We start from the raw sequence: 16,690 nt of genomic DNA on the forward strand, positions 1-16,690 counted from the left end.
CGCACCTTCTTCAACTACTTCACGTCGAAGGCGCACGCCGCACTCGGGCTCGACACCGTCGTCACGCCCGACCGCGTCGCCGAGGCGTTCCGCGACGGCAGCGGCCGGCTCGTCGACGACGTCTGCACACTCGTCGCGCGGAGCGTCCCGCTGCCCTCCGACCGGAGCCGCACCAAGGAACTGCTCGTCCACCGGCCGGAGATGACCCCGATGGTGATGCGCTGGATGGCCGAGTCCCGGCAGGCGATGCTCGCGGTCGTGACCACCCGGACGGACGAGCAGACGGCCCGGACGGTCGTCACCCTGGTGATGTCGGCGCTCTCCGAGGTCGCGCACCGTGACACGGTGTCGAGCACCGTCGAGCTCGGCGACCGGTTGCGCGCGGTGGTGGCCGAGATGGCCGCGCTCGCGACCGCCTGAACGCACACCGCGACGGCCTGGAGGCGCGTGGCGGCGCCGCCTCGCGAGAGCCGCCATCGGATCCCCGCACGGTCCTCGGCTGATCCGGTGCTCGAACCCCGGGGACGGCGCACCAGATCGGCCACCATGGACGCGGGACGCCGCCCCCAGTACCCTCCCCGCATGCGAGTCAAGGGACCGTCGCCGTACTTCCAGCTCCCCGGCACCGCCCGGGCGGCCCTGCAGCGGTGGTCGGAGGTGTTCGGCGGCGAGGTCCGGATCGCGACCTACGCCGACTTCAGCCGCACCGACGGTCCGACGGACGCAGTCGCGCACGGACAGCTCGCGGGCGACCTCGAGCTGTTCGCGGCCGACGCTGCCGAGGGTGAGACGACGTTCACGGCGACCGGGCTGCTGTTCTCGCTGCTCGGCGCCGCCGACCCCGCGACACTGACCCGCTGGTTCGAGGCGCTCTCGGTCGACGGCACCGTCCTCGATCCCCTGCAGCAGCGACCGTGGGGCGACTGGGACGGCCAGGTACGCGATGCCTTCGGCGTGACGTGGCTCGTCGGGTACGAGGCGTCAGCCCTGCGGGAGCACGCGCAGGAGCAGTGAGCGACGTCAGCCGTGGTTCCCGCCTCGTCGGACGCTGAGGCTCACCCCGCAGCGACGAGCGGCGCCCAGAACGTGTCCGGTGCCTCCTCCTGCACGGTGTCCGGCGCGAAGTCGTGACCGTACTGGCCGACGAACTCGCGTGCGGCGGTGATCTCGTCCATCTCGTCGTCGTGCTCGGCGTCGAAGAGGTACACGCCGCGGCCCATCACGACGCCGCTGTCGCTCACGACGGCGAGGTCCCACCGCCCCTCCTCGGTGCGCGCGATCCGGACGACGGCGGCCTGGTCAGCGGTGAAGTCAGCCATGTTGCGAGCATACGGAGCGCCCTGTACCCCGGCATCAGGGTCTCGGGGCGTACGGTCCCGCGCATGAGTGAACACCACGGAGAACCCGAAGAACAGCAGCACCCGGTGATGGACGGCGCTGAGGAAGCGACCAACGCGGAGAAGCTCCGCGGCCTCGTCGAACAGGTCGAGCACGACCACGGACACGAGGGCGCCGGCGCGATGGCCGACCACCTCCGCGACCGTGCGGCGGAGACCGGCGTCGAGACCGAGGAGCCGTCCGACCACGTCGAGTGACCGGACGGGGCGACCCGGGAATGGACCCAGCCGCTCCGGCGTACACATGAACACCGATCTCACGAGGAGCGAGCCATGATCCAGACCGACACCCAGCCGACCGACCGCGACGAGAAGCGCTGCCGCCCCGTCCCGTCGCTCCACGACGCGCCGGAACAGCGTTTCGGCCGCTGGCTCGGACTCATCAACGAGGGCCGCTGACGCGAGCAGCAGACGGACGGGAGGCGCGGTGCCAGCTGGCACCGCGCCTCCCGTCCGTCGTCGATCGGCCGGGCACCGGCCGCTAGGCTGAGCGGTCGTACACGATCCGAGGAGATCAACATGTCAGTGGGGTTGCTCGCGGTCGTCGACGACATCCTGTCCGCCGCGCTCAAGGCGAGCGCGAAGACCGCCGGCGTCGTCATCGACGACGCCGCCGTCACCCCGCAGTACGTCCAGGGCATCGCGCCCGCTCGCGAACTCCCCGTCGTCGGGCGGATCGCCCTCGGCAGCCTGTTCAACAAGTTCGTCATCATCATCCCGCTGGCGCTCCTCCTGTCCGCGTTCGCACCGGGGGTGCTGCCGTGGCTGCTCCTCATCGGCGGGACGTACCTGTGCTTCGAGGGCGCCGAGAAGGTCACCGAGTGGTTCGGCACGCACCACGACTCCGACGCCGAGGCCCCCACCACGGAGCCGAAGCTCGTGTTCGGCGCGATCCGGACGGACCTCATCCTGAGCACCGAGATCATGCTCATCGCCCTCGCCGGGCTCGACCCCGACCTCGGCTTCTGGCCGACGGTCGGCGCGCTGCTCGTCATCGGCCTGGTGATGACGATCGCGGTCTACGGCGCGGTGGCGCTGCTCGTCAAGATCGACGACATCGGCCTCCAGATGATGAAGCACCCGTCCCGCTCGACCCGTCGCGCCGGGGCTCGCGTGGTCCGGGCGATGCCGACCGTGTTCCGGGTGATCGGGATCATCGGCACCGTGGCGATGCTCTGGGTCGGTGGGCACCTGGTGGTCCAGAACCTGGCCGAGACGTTCTGGCACGGCCCGTACGACCTGCTGCACGCCGTCGAGCACGGCATCGAGGCGACCGGACCCGTCGTCACGTGGATCGTCGACACGGCGATCTCGGCCGTGTTCGGGCTCGCGCTCGGGATGGTCGTCGTCGGGATCGTCCTCGGCGTCGGACGGCTGCGCGGTCGCACGCACTGAGCGGCCGGCCTCACCGGACCGGGCGTTCCGCCGCGTCAGAGCTCGACGTCGCTGCCCATCGTCACGGTGCGCTGCGCCGGCAGGCCGAACCGTGCCGCCGGATCGGCCGCGTTGTGGGCGAGTCCGACGAAGAGCTTCTTCCGCCAGCTGACCATGCCGCGGTTCCCGGGCTGCGGCCGGAGCGCGCCGCGGGAGATGAAGTAGGACGCCTTCGCCATGTCGTCCGGATCGAGCTCCAGCACCTCCGCCAGGCAGGCGGCGTGCAGGGCGCGCGGGAGGTCCTGGTCGTCGGAGAACCCGAACGTGATGGTGATGTGGTCGATGCCGTCGTCCTCGTAGCCGAGGTCGTCACGGAAGAACGCCTTCGCGTGCGGCACGTGCGGCACGTTGGCGGTGATGACGGACACGATGATGACGGTCCGGTGCACCACGTGGTTGTGCTCGACGTTGGCCCGGAGCGCGAGCGGGGTCGTCTCCTTGTTCGGGTGCGGGAAGATCGCGATGCCCTGGACCCGCGGGATGCCCTTCGTGTTGATCTTCTCGATGAAGTCCGCGAGCGATCCCTCCCGTTCCTTCCGCTCCTCCTGCACGAGCTGCCGTCCGCGGCGCCATGTCGTCATGAGGGTGATGACCGCGAGTGCGATGAGGAGCGGGACCCAGCCGCCGTGCACGATCTTCGAGAGGTTGCCGGCGAGGAACGTCAGCTCGAGGCCGCCGAACACGACAGCGGCGAGGACGAGCTTCCACGTCGCCCAGTGCCAGAGCGGCTTCACGACGAGGAGCAGCAGCAACGTGTCGACGACGAGCGCACCCGTGACGGAGACGCCGTACGCGGTCGCCAGGCTCGCCGACGACCGGAACGTGAGCATGACCGCGAGCACGCCGATGAACAGGAGGAGGTTCACGGCCGGCAGGTAGATCTGCCCGCCCTCCTCGCGCGAGGTCTGGCGGATCGTCAGCGGCGGCAGGAGCCCGAGCTGCACGGCCTGCCGGCTGAGGGAGAACGCCCCCGAGATCACGGCCTGGCTGGCGATGACGGTGGCCGCGGTCGCGAGGATCACCACGGGCAGCTGGAGGCCGCTCGGGAAGAGCAGGAAGAACGGGTCCTTCGCGGCCGACGGGTCGCTCAGCACGAGCGACGCCTGCCCGAGGTAGTTGAGCACGAGCGCGGGGAACACGACGAAGAACCAGGCGCGCAGGATCGGCTTCCGGCCGAAGTGCCCCATGTCGGCGTAGAGCGCCTCGGCACCGGTGATCACGAGGACCACGGCACCCATGGCGACGAACGTGATGTACGGGTGCGCGACGAGGAACGAGATCGCCCACGTCGGCGACAACCCCTGGAGGACTCCGGGATGCGCGAGGATGTGCGGCACCCCGGCCGCCGCGATGACGACGAACCACAGGAGCATGACCGGCCCGAAGAGGTTGCCCACCTTGCCCGTGCCGAAGCGCTGCACGGCGAACAGCACGATCAAGATGACGGCCGCGATCGGGACGATGAGGTGCTCGATGCTCGGCGCCGCCGTCTGCAGCCCCTCGACCGCGGAGAGCACCGAGACCGCAGGGGTGATCACCGAGTCGCCGTAGAACAGCGAGACCCCGACGATGCCGATGACGAGGAAGATCGTCGCACCGCCCCGACGCTTGGCGTAGAGGCGTCGGGCCAGCGCCGCGAGGGCCATGACGCCGCCCTCGCCGTTGTTGTCCGCACGCATGAGGACGAGGACGTACTTGATCGACACGACGACCGTGACGCTCCAGAACATCATCGAGATGACGCCGTAGACGTCCTCCTGGTTCGCCTTGACGATGCCGCCGTCGATCGTGAAGACGGTGCGGAGTGCGTAGAGCGGGCTCGTGCCGATGTCGCCGAACACCACGCCGAGCGCGGCGAGCGCGAGCGCGGCGACGCCCTTCGCGGGGCCGTGTCCGCCGTCCTCGGCGGTGTCGGTCGCGGGTGTGTGAGCGCGGGTCTCGGTCACCGTCGTCTCTTCCGTCACTGGTCGTCCGGGCGACGGCCGCGGATCATCCTCGCACCGTGCGGGGTGCGCCGTTCGCAGCGTGCGCACATGGACGGCCGGATGCCGCGCCGCGACCGGCCACCGGTGGCGCTCCGCGCCCGTCCCGCCGACGCGACCGGGTGACGGACGGGAGGCGCGGTGCCAGCCGGCACCGCGCCTCCCGTCAGGACGTGGTCGCGTCAGCGACGGCGGAAGTAGCCGTTCGCGCCGCCGACGAACATCAGGATGGTGGCGACGATGACCGCGATGCCACCGATGAAGCCGAAGGCGTTGCCACCGGAGGCCGCGCCGACACCGACGCCGATGACCTGGAGGATCGCGATGACGAGCAGCACGATGCGCGCCCAGTTCCGGCCGTCGCGCATCTTGAAGACGATGATCAGCTCGACGACCGCGAGGATGAAGGCGAAGATCGCGCCGCCGACGAGCGGAGCGGTGCCGACGCCCTGGGCAGCTGCCGCGCTGCCGCCGGAGACGAGTCCGATGATGCCCGACAGGATGTTCGCCAGGATCACCACCAGCCAGATGATGAACGAAACGGTGACGGTGGTCGGACGACCAGTCGTGTTGGCCATGTTGTGCTCCCTCTGCATCGACCGCGTTCAGCGATCTTCCTGACAACGTACAGACGGAGTGCACGTTTGTCCGGGGCGGTCCGGAAACCGTGCTGGTCCACACCGCTCTCCTCGGGAAGTACCGATCTGGTACTGGCTTCTGGGCGGATTCCCAGCTAGCGTCGTCGTGCCCCCTTCGAGGGCCACACTCCGATCGAAAGCGACACCGATGCCCTTCCCGATCCGCCGCGCCGTGCTCGTCACCACGACCACGGCAGCGCTCGTCGCCGGTTCCGTCCTGACCGGCTCGTTCACCGCCAGCGCGCACCCCGCGCACGACCCCGGCCACCACGACGGCCAGCTCACCCCTCGTACCTCGTTCACCATGGCGGCCGACGGCTCGTCCGGTGCGACGCAGGGCGGCGAGGGCATCCCGAACATCGATTCCGTCAAGAAGACGATCGCCACGTACTACGGCGACCCCGGCACCGGGATCGCGGACAAGACCGACAGCCCGTACATCCGCGAGATGCGGTCGATCATGACCAAGCAGACGAAGGAGCTCCGCGGGGAGTACCGCCGAGCGGTCGCACGCCACCAGAAGCCCGCGATCGTCCTCGACGCCGACGACACCACGCTCTGGACGTACGACATGGAGGTCGGGGACATGCACTTCGTGTTCACCCCGGCCGAGCAGGACGTCTGGGTGCAGGACGAGCGATTCCCGGCCGTGCCCGCGATGGTCTCCTACGTGGACACCGCGAAGGCGATGGGCTTCACGATCTTCGGGCTCACCGGCCGCAACGACGACCAGAAGGCTGCGACCCTCGCCAACCTCGAGAAGGTCGGGTACCAGGGCTTCACGTCCGACCACTACTTCACGAAGTGGACCGGCAAGGGTGCGTCGCAGCAGCCGTCGTACGTGCAGTGTGCTGCGGCCTCGTGTACGACGGTGGAGTACAAGGCCCTGACCCGGAAGCACATCGAACAGGACCTCGGCTACACGATCGTCGACAACCTCGGCGACCAGTGGTCCGACCTGCAGGGCGGGTACGCCCAGGAGCACGTCAAGCTGCCGAACCCGACCTACTACCTCCCCTCCGCCGACCTCCCCGGGGTCAGCGAACCCCGGCTCGCACCGCGCACGCACTTCCGCATGGCGGCCGACGGCTCGTCCGGTGCGACGCAGGGCGGCGAGGGCATCCCGAACATCGACTCCGTCAAGAAGACCATCGCCACGTACTACGGCGACCCCGGCACCGGGATCGCGGACAAGACCGACAGCCCGTACATCCGTGAGATGCGGTCGATCGTCCGGAAGCAGGCTCCCCTCGTCGCCGCGCAGTGCTCCGTCGCGTCGAGGCAGCACCGCAACCCGGCGATCGTCCTCGACGCCGACGACACCACGCTCTGGACGTACGACATGGAGGTCGCGGACATGCACTTCGTGTTCGACCCGGCGCTTCAGGACGAGTGGGTGCAGGACGAGCGCTTCCCGGCCACCCCGTCGATGACCTCGCTCGTCTCCGTCGCGGAGCGCTCGGGCTGCACGATCATCGGGCTCACCGGTCGCAACGAGGCGCAGCAGACCGCCACGATCGAGAACCTGCAGAAGGTCGGCTACCCGCAGTTCGCCGCCGAGCAGGACGGCAACCGCACGTACTACACGAAGTGGACCGGTACGGGCACGTCGCAGCAGCCGTCGTACATCTCGTGCGCGACGGCCAAGTGCACCACGATCGAGTACAAGTCGCAGACCCGGGCGCACATCGAGTCCCGGTCCGGGGGTCGGTACGACATCGTGGCGAACTTCGGTGACCAGTACAGCGACCTGATCGGCGGCTCCGCCGACCGGAGCGTCAAGCTGCCGAACCCGACGTACTACCTGCCCTGATCCGCGACCAGCGGTCGGACTGGAGGCACGGTGCCAGCCGGCACCGTGCCTCCAGTCCGTTCCGGGTCGCGTCGCGACCCCGACCCCGACCGCTTCAGCACCGCTTCAGGCGGCTCCGACAGGCTGACGGCGTGCGCGTACTCGTGGTCGACGACGAGGTCCGGCTCGCCGACGGCATCCGCCGCGGGCTCGAGGCCGAGGGCTTCGCGGTCGACGTCGCCCACGACGGGGTCGACGGCCTCTGGTACGCCCGCGAGCACCCCTACGACGCGATCCTGCTGGACCTGATGATGCCGGGCATGAGCGGGTGGAAGGTCTGCGAGACCCTTCGTGCCGAAGGGAACTGGACGCCCGTGCTCATGCTCACCGCCAAGGACGGCGAGTGGGACCAGGTCGACGCGCTCGACGGCGGTGCCGACGACTACGTGACGAAGCCGTTCTCCTACCCGGTGCTCGTCGCGCGGCTCCGTGCGCTCGTCCGGCGTGGCTCGCGGGAGCGCCCGACGGTGTTGTCCGCGGGCGACCTCCGACTCGACCCCGCCGAACGACGGGCGTGGCGGGGCGAGACGCTGCTCGACCTCACCAGCCGCGAGTTCACCGTGCTCGCGTACCTCATGCGGCACGCGGGGCAGGTCCGCTCGAAGTCCGAGGTCATCGCGGGCGTGTGGGACGAGGCGTTCGAGGGCGACCCGAACATCGTCGAGGTGTACGTCGGGCACCTCCGCCGGAAGGTCGACCGGCCGTTCGGACGCGCCGCGATCGAGACCGTCCGCGGGGCCGGCTACCGCCTCGACGCCGACGGTGGCTGATCGGCGGGCCGGGCCTGCCGGGTCCGCCGGGTCGGTGGTTCCGCGTCGCCGGGCGAGCATCCGGGCACGCGCGACCATCGGCGCCGCGGTGGTGATCGCGGTCGCCCTCGTCATCGGCGCCGTGGCGTTCGTCTGGGTGCTCCGGACCTCGCTCGTCGGCGGCGTGCAGGCGACCGCGGAACAGAGCCTCGACACCCTCACCACCCGGATCGAGGCCGACGGGCCGTCCGTCGTGTCCGACCAGGACGACGACCTGCTCGTGCAGGTGCTCTCCGGTGGCCGGGTGCTCGCGCACGGGGACGACGCCGACGGGCCGCCGCTCCCCGCAGCCGACGGGAGGCGGTACCGACACGACGGCGAGGCCTGGCTCCTGGCCACCGACGACGTCGACCTGCCGGGCGGCGGTGAGGCGACGCTCGTCGTCGGTGCGTCGCTCGCCGACGCCGACGCCGCGACCGCGGAGGTCTCGGTGCTCCTCACGGTCGCCGTGCCCGTCGCGGTGCTCCTCATGGCCGGGGTGACCTTCGTCGTCGTCGGCCGGGCCCTGCGGCCGGTCGACCGGATGCGGCGTGAGGTCGACGCGATCGCGGCCACCACCCTGGACGCCCGCGTCGCCGAGCCGGGCAGCGGGGACGAGGTCGACCGGCTCGCGGCCACGATGAACCGCATGCTCGGTCGGCTCGAGCGGTCGCAGCAGGTCCAGCGCCGGTTCGTCGCCGACGCTTCCCACGAGCTCCGGTCCCCGCTCGCGACGATCCGGCAGCACGCCGAGCTCGCCCGTGCACATCCCGAGGTGACCGACACCGACGAACTCGCCGGCATCGTGCTCGACGAGGGTGCCCGGCTGGAGGACCTCGTCACCTCGCTGCTGCTGCTCACACGGGTGGACGAACGCGGGGTGGAACGGGACACCGCGGTGGACCTCGACGACGTCGTGCTCGCCGAGGCGGCACGGCTGCGTGGCCTCGGCGTGACGGTCGACGTGGGTGCGGTGGGGGCAGCGCGTGCGTCCGGCGACCCGGTGCTGCTCGGTCGGGTGGTGCGGAACCTCGTCGACAACGCCGCTCGGCACGCACGGTCGCGGGTGGTCCTCGGCCTCGCCGTCGACGTTCGTGAGGTCGTGCTGACCGTCGACGACGACGGCACGGGCGTTCCCGTCGAGCAGCGTGGGCGCGTGTTCGAGCGGTTCGTCCGGCTGGACGAGGGCCGGGCGCGTGACGCCGGCGGGTCGGGGCTCGGGCTGGCGATCGTGCACGACGTGGTGCGGGCGCACCGCGGGAGCGTCGCGGTGTCGGACGCCCCGGGTGGCGGGGCGCGGTTCGTCGTGCGGCTGCCCGCGTCGGACTGACGCGGGCCGGATCCACTCGCAGGGCTCGGTCCCAGGGGGCTTCAGGGTGGCTTCAGCGCCTGCTCGCGACACTCTCGGCATGGACACCACACGCTTCCCCGCCACCGCCCGTCGCACCGCCCTCGTCGCCGCGGTCCCCCTCGCGCTCGTCCTCGGTCTCGCCGGGTGCTCGACCGGTTCCTCGGACACCGGCTCCTCGGACAGCGGATCGAGCAGCGGATCCTCCGCGGCCGCCGAGCGCTCGTCCGCACCCTCGGCCAGCGCGACCGCCGACGCCGCGACGACGGACGGGTCGGCCCTCCGCGCCGCCGTGTCGACCGCACGCGCCGCGGTCGGCTCGGGCGCGGTGATCGCGGTCGAGCAGGAGGCCGGAGGCTCCTCGTGGCAGGTCACGGTCGTCGACCGCGACGGCGCCGAGCACGAGGTGCACACCGACGCCGCCGGCGCACGCGTCACGGCGGGCCCCACCGTCGAGGCCACCGACCCCGACGACGTCACCGAGAACCGCCGGTTCGTGGACGCCGCGGACCTCGACGCCGTGCAGGCCGCCGCGAAGGTCGTGGACGTCGTCCCCGGCACCGTCACCGAGCTCGGGCTGGACGACCACCAGCGCGCGGTCGTCTGGGAGGCGGACGTCATCGGCACCGACGGCACGCAGCACAGCGTCCGGATCGACGCCGGAACCGGCGCGGTCGTGACGAACACCGTCGACACGGACGACTGACCGACGCCTCGACGAGTGCTCAGGCTCGGACTCGGAAACACCCATCGCCCACAGCTCCCGGTGTCTACCGTCGGAACCGACCCGGAGGAGACACCATGAACCTGGACGGCTTCGACGTCCCGACGCTCGTCATGTTCTGCGTTGCGGTGGCCGTCGTGTTCGGCGGGCTGCTGTCCAGCCGACGACGACGCTGAGCCACCTGGGCGCGAGCCCCCGGGAACCGCGGGCTCGCGCCGCCGGCTCCCGGTGTCCGCGCCGCAGACTCCCGGGCGGGCATCGGTACGCTCCAGTACTCGTGAGCAGCGATCCCACGACCGCCGCCGCGACCTCCCGGTCCGGCGTCGCCTCCGCGGCGATCCTCTCGACGGTCGGCATCGGCGTCCAGGGGGCGACGAAGCTGCTCGCCACGGTCGTCATCGGTCGGGTCTTCGGCACCGAGGTCCTCGGTCAGTCGTCGGCGCTGTTGTCGCTCGGCGTCTTCGCGGCGCTCCTGTGGCCGACCGCTGCCGGCAACACCGCCTCGCGCTCGCTCGCGATCGCGTTGCGGGCGGCACGCTCGGACACCGCTGTGACCCGACTGCTCGGCGCATCGATGCTCCTCTCCTCGCTCGTCCTCGCCGCCGTCACGGTCCCGGTCGCCCTCGCATGGGGGAACGGTCCGGGCAGCGTCGTCGGCGGGGTCGCCGTCGTCGTGGGCTACGGGCTGTACTGCTACGCCCGCGGAGCGCAGCTCGGCTACGACCGACCGCGACGTGTCGCCACCTGGGACGGCCTGACGAGTCTGTTGACCCTCGGTCTGCTCGTCCTCGCGTGCGTCACGCGGGCCGAGCCGTTCGTCCTCCTGCCGCTCGGCATCGGCTACGCGGTCTTCGCCGTCGCGTGCTGGCCTCGGGGGGCGGCGACCAGCGGGGACGACGCCGTCGCCGGGTCCGAACCGACGCGTGGCGTCCTGCGCTTCGCCGCGTGGAACGTCCTGGCCGGCCTGACGACGAACGGGCTGCTGCAGCTCAGCATGATCAGCGCGCAGGTCACCACGACGCCGCACGACGCCGGCGTGTACGCGGCGGCGTTCTCGCTCGCGACGCCCGCGTCGATGGTCGGCCAGGCCGTGGCGCAGGTGGTCGTCCCGGCGTTCGCGCACCGGGGAGCGGCGTCCTCCCTCCGCGCGCCGAGGACGCTCCGATTCGTCATCGGCTTCGGCGCCGTGACCGCCGTGCTCTTCGGCCTGGTGGCACTGCTCGCCGACTGGTACCTGCCGCTGTTCTACCCGGACGAGGGAGCGGCTGCGGTCGCCGACCTCCGGTACCTCGTGCTCGGCGTGTGGGTGTTCACGATGTCGCTCGTCCCCGCGGCCCTGCTGCTCGCGGCCGGACGGTCGCGGCAGGTGGCGCTCGCGTCGGTCACCGGGTTCGTCGTCGGCGTCGCGCTCATGGCTGCGCTCGCCCCTGCGGCGGGTGTCGCCGCGGGCAGCACCGGGTTCCTCGTCGGCAGCGCGGTGAACCTCGTGGCGGTCGTCGCACTGGGCCTGCGACGGACGGCCGTGCGCCCCGAGCCGGAGACGGCGTCAGCGCCCGACGGGCCGGCGCTCGACGTCGTCGTGCCGCATCCGCACGAGGCTCGCGAGGGTCGCGCCACCGATCGCGACGACGATCACCGCGAGTGACGTCCAGGTCCCGATCTCCGGGGCCCACGCGACGTGCTCGCCGCCGTTGAGGAACGGCAGCTCGTTCTCGTGCAGCGCGTGCAGGACGAGCTTCACGCCGATGAACGCCAGGATCAGGGCGATGCCGTACTTGAGGTAGACCAGCTTCTCGAGCAGCCCACCGAGCAGGAAGTACAGCTGCCGCAGGCCCATGAGCGCGAAGACGTTCGCGGTGAAGACGATGAACGCGCTCTCCGTGATGCCGAAGATCGCCGGGATCGAGTCGAGTGCGAACAGCAGGTCGGTGGTGCCGATCGCGACGAGCACCACGAGCATCGGCGTGAAGTGCCGCTGCCCGTCGACGTGCGTGCGGAGCCGGATGCCGTCGTACGTGTCGGTGACCCGCACCCGTCGGCGGAGCAGTCGGACGATGAAGCTGTCCTCCTGGTCCTCGTCGTCGTGGTCCTCGCGCACCTGCTGGATCGCGGTCCAGATCAACCACGCTCCGAACAGGTAGAAGATCCAGGAGAAGTCCTCGATGAGCCGGGCACCGAGCAGGATGAAGACCCCGCGGAGCACGAGCGCGATGATGATGCCCATCATGAGCACCGCCTGCTGGATCGGCTTCGGGACGGCGAACCGCGCCATGATGATGACGAAGACGAACAGGTTGTCGATGCTCAGGCTGTACTCGGTCAGCCAGCCCGCGAGGAACTGGCCCGACGCGTCGCCACCGGCGAACACCAGCATCGCCAGGGCGAACAGCAGCGCCAGGCCGACGTAGAAGCCGACCCAGAGCCCGGACTCCTTCATCGTCGGCTCGTGCGAGCGGCGCGAGACGATCACGAGGTCCGCGAGCAGGATCGCGACGACGACGACCATCGACCCGATCTCGAACGCGATGGGCAGGTCCGGCACGCGACGATCCTTCCGTGGCCGACCTCCCGGTCCACCCGGCTGGTGGGCCGTGCGGCACCTGCGCGATCCTACCCGTGGAACCGTTCAGGTCCGGTGCACCGACGACGCAGGACGGACGGCGCGCGGGCGTGTGGCCGGACGGCGTGCGGGCGTGTGGCCGGACGGCGCGAGCGGCGTCCCGGCCCGAGCAGGGTGGCTCGAGGGCCGGGACGGCATCGCGGTGACGAACCCCGGTGTGTTCGGGTCGGACCGGTCGGGTGCGGTTCGTCTGCCCACGACCCTAGCGGTCCGCCGAAGTGCCGACAAACCGATCTGTCTACCCAGAACGGGGGCCACACCGTCCGCCCGGTGCAGCGGAGCCGTTTCTGCGACGATCGACGCATGCCCCGCGACGGTGAACCCCTCGGACGACTCGGATTCCTCACGATCGGGTCGTTCGACCCGGCACGGCCGGCCCTCGGCCACGAGGAGACCCTCCGCGTGATCGAGCGCGCCGAGGCCCTCGGGTACGACAGCGCCTGGCTGCGGCACCGCCACCTGCAGCACGGCATCTCCTCCCCCGTCGCACTGCTGGCGGCCGCGTCGCAGCGAACCTCCCGCATCGCCCTCGGCACCGCGGTCACGCCCATCGGTGCCGAGAACCCGTTCCGGCTCGCAGAGGACCTCGGCACGGTCGACGTGCTCCTCGGCGGTCGGCTGCAGCCCGGCTTCTCGTCCGGGAAACCGATGCACTACGACCTCTACCGTGAGGCGATCCACCCCGACACCGCCGAGCTCGAGGACTTCAGCGAGGCACGACTCCTGCGGTTCCGCGACCTCGTCCGCGGCGACCCGGTGACGAGCACCGCCGAACGGCGGGGCATCGAGGAGTTCGACACGTCCGTGCAGCCGCACAGTGCCGGCCTGGCCGACCGGCTCTGGTACGGCACGGGAAGCACGCGGTCCGCGGTCTGGGCCGCGCAGAACGGCTTCCACCTGCTCACGTCGAGCGTGACCCGGAGCGAGGTCGGCACCGACTTCGCCACGAACCAGCGCGCCCAGGTCGAGGCCTACCTCGAGGCGCACCCCGACCCCGGTGCCGCACGGGTCTCGCAGGGCCTCGTCGTGATCCCGACCGACAGCGCATCGCCTGAGCAGGTGTCCCGGTACCGCGCGTACGCCGAATCCCGGTCCGGCCGCGTCGGCGTGCCGCAGGGTCCCGCCGGCCTGTTGTTCGCCGCCGACCTCGTCGGGACGTCCGCGGAGATCGCCGAGCGTCTGCGCGCGGACGCCGGGTACCAGGTCGCCACCGAGGTCGCCTTCGCGCTCCCCTTCTCCTTCGAGGCGGACGACCACGCCCAGATCGTCGGCGACATCGCCGAGCACCTCGGTCCGGCGCTCGGGTGGAGTCCGAGGTCCGACGGCTCGTCACCCCGCTGAGCCGCGGCGGACGCGCCGCCCTCAGGGAACCGGTCCGCCCCAGCCGCCCGGCGACTGTGGGTACGGCCTGCCGCCGACACGCGAAGTCGTGGCCTCCGGGGCGGTGCCCCGATCCCGGGTGAGCCGGTCGAGCAGCGTCGTCCCGGCCGTTTCCACGGCCGAGTCCAGTCCACCGTGCGCGCCCGGGTGCGGTCGTTCGTCCCGTGCGGTCGCGACGACCTGTTCGGCGGTGGAGCGGACGATGTCCAGAGCCTTGCGCACTCCCCAGGAGCGACCCTCCTCGACGACGTCCATGAGGGAAACCTCCTCGACTCGTCGCCGGCCGTTGACGGCGAGCGCGAACTCGGGTGTGACCTCCAGATGCGCGGAAGGGATGACGTCGTACATGGGCGCCAGCGCGATGTCGCCGACGTCGGGGTGCAGCAGCGCGATGTTCTTCGCGTGCATGTCGTAGTTCCGGAGGACGACTGACAGCGCCGTCATCCGCAGGAGCGCGTGGAGGTCGGACTCAGCGGCTCCGGCGCGCAGCACGCCCGCGATCGCCCGGAGCCGGTCAGTCTCTCCGGGATCCTCGTACTTGCGGTCCCCGATGTTGCCCAGCGCCTGGTTGAAGTCCTCCTGGTGCACCCGCTCCCCGTCGGCGTCCCGGTCGAACCGCTCGATGACGAGCGCGTTCACCCCGTCAAAGGATTCGATCGTCGTACTGAAGGACGCCAGCCCGAGCGCGCGGACGAAGCGTGAGCCGTACTCCTCGTCGAAGACGAGGCTGGGCGTCTGCGGGTTGATCGGTTTGAGGATGTGGGTCGACGGGAAGCCGTCCAGCGGCTCGGCCCAACCATCCGCGGTCCGGACGAGCAGGACCTTGTCCTGCATGCCCGCAAGACTCGAGACACGTCGGCGTCCCGTGTTGCCGAGTGGAGCAGCCTTCACCGCGCGGAACATCGTCTTCACGTCGGCAGCGGACACCGGGCGCGCCTCCGCCGTGCGGGGCTCCGCGGGGTCGTTCTCGTCCCAGATCTGAAGCGCCCCGGCCGTGTCGCGTCCGTACCGAGCGAGCAGGCCCATGGTGTTGTCGGGGTCGAGCCGTGCGTTCTCGGCGAGCGTTCGCCGGACACCGCCCTCAGCGAGGACCTCCTCGAAGAAGGCGCGCCTCCGATGGAGACCGACACGGCTCCGGCGCGTGGTCCGGAGCAGGGGCACCGCGACCGACAACACGGTCGCGCCGACCCCGAATCGCCGCATCCCCTCCTCGTGAGCGAAGAAGTCGAACCGTTCGCGCTCCCCTGCGAGCGTGCCGACACGGACCCCGTAGAGGTCGATCCGGAGCTCACGCATCATCGCCGCCGAGCTCGAGGTACAGCGCGCCCCCGGTCGTCTTGACGAACGCGAGCAGCCGCTCGATCGACTTCGTCTGCTTGCCCTGTTCGAGCTCCACGACGTACCGCTGACTCACTCCGAGCCGCTCTGCGAGCTCCCGCTGACTCAATCCCGCCTCGGTGCGGAGTTCGACCAAGAGGTCCCCGAGGATCCCGGCATCCCGGATGACTGCGCTTCGCATGATGAGTACCTTTCTCTCATCAAGCCTAAGCGATGCTGTTTTCCGCATCAAGCGCCTGCGATGCTGATTTCCACATCACGTCCGCACGATGCTGATTCCCACATCAGGTCCGCACGATGCTGATTTCCGCATCGCCCGCTACGCGACCACCGTGGGCCGACGAGGAAGCAGCCGGGAGGCACGACACGCATGGGATGCATGTCGTGCCTCCCTGCTGTGGCTGGTACCCGGCGTCAGCCGCTCACCACCGCGCGCGCCGCGGCCTCCGTGACCGCCGCGAGCTCCTCCACCGGACGCGAGAGCAGCGGCGTGAGGCACGCATGCTCCGCTGGCCGCCCGCGGACCAGACCCGTGCCACCCGACCGTCCTCGGCGAAGTCGAACACGTCGACGCCGCCGACGTGCACGTCGCCCGCCGGCAGGGGTCCTGGCGTTGTGGTCGGTCTGGTTCGTCATGCCTCCAGTCCACGACAGCGACGCGACGACGGTGTGTCGGTGTCACGGAGACCCGACGAGGTCGTCGAGGAACAGCACGCGGAAGTCCGCCACCCAGGTCTCCCACTCCGTGGCGAGTGCGGCGCCGATCGTCGCGTTCTCGTGCTCGAAGTCGCCGCGGGAACTGATCACGATGACCTCGACCAGTTCCCAGCCGTCGGTCGGGGTCAGACCGCCGACGACGCGGTGGTCGAGGAAACCGATGACCGACGGCATGACGAGCACGCCGGGCCGGACGGTGGTGCGGCTGAACTCGCGGTAGGCGTCGACGGTCAGCCCGTCGCGGAGGCGGAACAGGTGATGGCGAGCTGCGGGTTCCTGCCGAGGTCCGTCATGCCGACCATCAGAGGATCCCGGGGGTGCCGGGGCGACGCGGGGCCGCCCTCGACGCGGCACCCTCCGGCAGCGCGGTCGGCGCGCTCTTCACGGTCGAGGAGGAGACGGGGAGTCGCGGCGCGGCGGAGGCGGCGACCCTGCTCGACGGACTCGACACGGGCCTCCTGGTCGTCGCCGA

18 protein-coding genes are annotated in these 16,690 nt (G+C 70.9%); 11 read left to right on the forward strand and 7 right to left on the reverse strand.

What is annotated here, in order from left to right; genetic code table 11:
- Both NS184_RS11790 and NS184_RS11795 read left to right on the forward strand, forming a co-directional pair.
- Positions 1-420 (forward strand): TetR family transcriptional regulator (locus tag NS184_RS11790; protein WP_083513659.1); only part of this gene is annotated, 420 nt, incomplete at its 5' end.
- Between the two features lie 162 nt (positions 421-582).
- Positions 583-1,014, forward strand: coding sequence for a glyoxalase (locus tag NS184_RS11795; RefSeq protein ID WP_058726309.1), 432 nt, complete (start codon positions 583-585; stop codon positions 1,012-1,014).
- Positions 1,015-1,055: 41 nt separating this feature from the next.
- On the opposite strand, the gene NS184_RS11800 is transcribed toward NS184_RS11795, so the two are convergent.
- Positions 1,056-1,319: a hypothetical protein gene (locus NS184_RS11800; protein ID WP_058726310.1), complete on the reverse strand. Its 264-nt coding sequence runs from the start codon at positions 1,317-1,319 to the stop codon at positions 1,056-1,058.
- A 63-nt stretch (positions 1,320-1,382) separates the two neighbouring features.
- Between NS184_RS11800 and NS184_RS17905 the strand changes: the two genes are divergently transcribed.
- From NS184_RS17905 to NS184_RS11805, 3 genes are all read left to right on the forward strand, one after another.
- The gene (locus NS184_RS17905) at positions 1,383-1,595 is read left to right on the forward strand and encodes a hypothetical protein (protein WP_152998190.1); all 213 of its coding nucleotides are present in this window, start codon (positions 1,383-1,385) and stop codon (positions 1,593-1,595) included.
- 75 nt (positions 1,596-1,670) lie between these two features.
- Positions 1,671-1,796, forward strand: a complete 126-nt coding sequence (locus NS184_RS18900; RefSeq protein ID WP_275935031.1) for a hypothetical protein — start codon at positions 1,671-1,673, stop codon at positions 1,794-1,796.
- 120 nt (positions 1,797-1,916) lie between these two features.
- Positions 1,917-2,792 carry a DUF808 domain-containing protein gene (locus tag NS184_RS11805; RefSeq protein ID WP_058726311.1) on the forward strand — a complete coding sequence of 292 codons (876 nt, stop codon included), beginning with the start codon at positions 1,917-1,919 and terminating at the stop codon, positions 2,790-2,792.
- Between the two features lie 35 nt (positions 2,793-2,827).
- Here the strand turns inward: NS184_RS11805 and NS184_RS11810 are convergent, their stop codons facing one another.
- Both NS184_RS11810 and NS184_RS11815 read right to left on the reverse strand, forming a co-directional pair.
- Positions 2,828-4,777: a potassium transporter Kup gene (locus NS184_RS11810; protein ID WP_058726320.1), complete on the reverse strand. Its 1,950-nt coding sequence runs from the start codon at positions 4,775-4,777 to the stop codon at positions 2,828-2,830.
- 218 nt (positions 4,778-4,995) lie between these two features.
- Positions 4,996-5,391 carry a hypothetical protein gene (locus NS184_RS11815; protein ID WP_058726312.1) on the reverse strand — a complete coding sequence of 132 codons (396 nt, stop codon included), beginning with the start codon at positions 5,389-5,391 and terminating at the stop codon, positions 4,996-4,998.
- Positions 5,392-5,599: 208 nt separating this feature from the next.
- Between NS184_RS11815 and NS184_RS11820 the strand changes: the two genes are divergently transcribed.
- The 5 genes from NS184_RS11820 to NS184_RS11840 all read left to right on the forward strand — a co-directional run bounded on the left by NS184_RS11820 (position 5,600) and on the right by NS184_RS11840 (position 11,808).
- Positions 5,600-7,264: an HAD family acid phosphatase gene (locus NS184_RS11820; RefSeq protein ID WP_058726313.1), complete on the forward strand. Its 1,665-nt coding sequence runs from the start codon at positions 5,600-5,602 to the stop codon at positions 7,262-7,264.
- A gap of 131 nt (positions 7,265-7,395) precedes the next feature.
- Positions 7,396-8,073, forward strand: a complete 678-nt coding sequence (locus tag NS184_RS11825; RefSeq protein WP_058726314.1) for a response regulator transcription factor — start codon at positions 7,396-7,398, stop codon at positions 8,071-8,073.
- 34 nt (positions 8,074-8,107) lie between these two features.
- Positions 8,108-9,421: a sensor histidine kinase gene (locus tag NS184_RS11830; protein WP_058726321.1), complete on the forward strand. Its 1,314-nt coding sequence runs from the start codon at positions 8,108-8,110 to the stop codon at positions 9,419-9,421.
- A gap of 79 nt (positions 9,422-9,500) precedes the next feature.
- Positions 9,501-10,145, forward strand: a complete 645-nt coding sequence (locus NS184_RS11835; protein ID WP_058726315.1) for a PepSY domain-containing protein — start codon at positions 9,501-9,503, stop codon at positions 10,143-10,145.
- A 295-nt stretch (positions 10,146-10,440) separates the two neighbouring features.
- Positions 10,441-11,808 (forward strand): lipopolysaccharide biosynthesis protein, encoded by a 1,368-nt coding sequence (locus NS184_RS11840; protein WP_058726316.1) that lies wholly within the window; start codon positions 10,441-10,443, stop codon positions 11,806-11,808.
- Here the strand turns inward: NS184_RS11840 and NS184_RS11845 are convergent.
- A complete protein-coding gene (locus tag NS184_RS11845; RefSeq protein ID WP_058726322.1) occupies positions 11,710-12,669 on the reverse strand; it encodes a TerC/Alx family metal homeostasis membrane protein in 960 nt (319 codons plus the stop codon). The genes NS184_RS11840 and NS184_RS11845 overlap by 99 nt on opposite strands.
- Positions 12,670-13,086: 417 nt before the next feature.
- Between NS184_RS11845 and NS184_RS11850 the strand changes: the two genes are divergently transcribed.
- Complete coding sequence (locus NS184_RS11850; protein ID WP_058726317.1) at positions 13,087-14,124, forward strand: LLM class flavin-dependent oxidoreductase; 1,038 nt, start codon at positions 13,087-13,089, stop codon at positions 14,122-14,124.
- 21 nt (positions 14,125-14,145) lie between these two features.
- On the opposite strand, the gene NS184_RS11855 is transcribed toward NS184_RS11850, so the two are convergent.
- The 3 genes from NS184_RS11855 to NS184_RS11865 form a co-directional block, all read right to left on the reverse strand.
- Positions 14,146-15,459, reverse strand: a complete 1,314-nt coding sequence (locus NS184_RS11855) for a type II toxin-antitoxin system HipA family toxin (RefSeq protein ID WP_058726323.1) — start codon at positions 15,457-15,459, stop codon at positions 14,146-14,148.
- On the reverse strand, positions 15,452-15,682 hold the full coding sequence (locus NS184_RS11860; protein ID WP_058726318.1) for a helix-turn-helix domain-containing protein: 231 nt from the start codon (positions 15,680-15,682) through the stop codon (positions 15,452-15,454). Before NS184_RS11860 ends, NS184_RS11855 begins: the two co-directional genes overlap by 8 nt.
- A 497-nt stretch (positions 15,683-16,179) precedes the next feature.
- Complete coding sequence (locus NS184_RS11865) at positions 16,180-16,401, reverse strand: hypothetical protein (RefSeq protein WP_058726319.1); 222 nt, start codon at positions 16,399-16,401, stop codon at positions 16,180-16,182.
- Positions 16,402-16,690: the final 289 nt, after the last annotated feature.

This window comes from Curtobacterium luteum (genome assembly GCF_001475545.1).
In the GTDB taxonomy this organism is placed as follows: Bacteria; Actinomycetota; Actinomycetes; order Actinomycetales; family Microbacteriaceae; genus Curtobacterium; species Curtobacterium luteum_A.